The 1,465-nt window shown below is 64.8% G+C and carries 1 protein-coding gene; it reads right to left on the bottom strand.

What is annotated here, in order from left to right; genetic code table 11:
• Positions 1-466 precede the first annotated feature (466 nt).
• Positions 467-1,465, bottom strand: a 999-nt coding sequence (locus WG922_RS21895) for an HNH endonuclease (RefSeq protein ID WP_340285164.1), incomplete at its 5' end; no start/stop codon positions are given.

The following is a 1,465-nucleotide window of genomic DNA, read 5'->3' as shown; positions in this document are numbered from 1 at the left end:
CCCCCCTGTCCTGCGGCAAGAGCCCTGGTCGGACGCTGCGCAGCACTCACTGTGAAGCCCGCCTGGAAGAACCAGTTCGGGGTGCGCAGCGCTTCCACAACAGGCGCCTGCAGGCACACCGCGGCGAACATAAGCCAGGCACTCGCCGGGACCGTAGCCGAGGGCGGCCAGCCGCGGCTTCACCTTCGCACGCAAGAAGGCGTCAACCCCCTCTTGCGGTGCGCTTGTCTCGCTCAGGCCTGGCGGGTGTGGCTCGAGAACAGTTTTCAACAGATCGCCAAGCGTGTGCGGCGGTTCCATTGGCTGCGCAAGCCCCGCGGCTGCCTCGAAGCACAGATCGTCCCCGGCGCTCCCCGCGGGAGGCGCACAGGCCTGCAGCAGTCGGTGGGAGGCCTGGAACAGGTCTTGGCGTGCCTTGCCGAAGCCCCTCGAGCGGGGGCAACTCGCTGCGGCTCGGAATCCAAAGCTACTTCCGTCCCGCGGCTTCGCGCCTGTCGAACTCGCGGTTGTGCTGCTCCAAGTACACCCACTGCTTTTCCAATGGGGGCCTGCGCAGAGGGCCGATCTCCTGCAGGGTTTTCCGGTCTGCGTCGGAGACGCGGCGCGACACACGCACCTGCCCCCGCTGGTCGAACGTGATCAGGTACTTGTCGAAGAGCGCATCCAGGGTGGCGGACAGCAGCAGTCCGTTGTAGGGATCCAGCCGCTGCTCGTCGGTAGATGCCCTCCAAGGCAGGATGTGGGAAGCGCGCAAGGCGTGGCGGATTTCCAGGTCCCGCACCGCGCACTTCTTAACGAAGATCTTTTCGAGTTGCCTGCGGTAGCCGCCTTGGCCCAATCGCGCATCGGTCAGACGTCGTTCCGTCGTGGCAGGCAGCTTGCGCGCCTTCAAATCCGCGAGGTCCTCCTCCAGTTCCGCGTGTCGCTGGTCAGGCTCAAGCTCCTCGTAATCTTCTTCATCCTCCCGGGAGAGAACCCCTGCGGCGTCCAGCACGGACGCGCTGTGCTGCAGCAGGTTTAGGGCCGCCTGCGCATCAAGCACACGCAGGTAGTTGTGACCTCCGTTCGGGCGCACCTGCAAGCTCTCGGGCGCCACGCCGCGCTCCCTGGCGAAAGCTTCCTGCGAAAACCCTTCGGGACAAGCGTCGCCGTCCCGGCTACCCTTGCCGCGCATGCCGGTGTGGAAGTGAAAGCCCATGAGCGGGCCATCTCGCCACATGTCGTGCTTCATGTATCCCACTCGATTGCCTCGCCATCGCACGACCAGCGTCTGGCGCGAGCCGTCGTCCGTCGCGACTTGGTCGGTGGTCCTCACCGTAAAACCGTGCTCCTCGATGAGGTCGATGAACGCTTGGACTTTTGGCGGAATGGGAAGCAGACCCGCGGGATATCCGACTAGATTGGGCATGCTTCGAGAATACCGTGCGCGCTCACTCGGCCCACGACTTGCAAGCAGATAGGCCTT

Origin of the sequence: Ramlibacter sp. AN1015, from assembly GCF_037726105.1 — a bacterium.
Classification (GTDB): Bacteria; Pseudomonadota; Gammaproteobacteria; order Burkholderiales; family Burkholderiaceae_C; genus Ramlibacter.
This window is presented reverse-complemented; position numbering and strand designations above follow the sequence as displayed.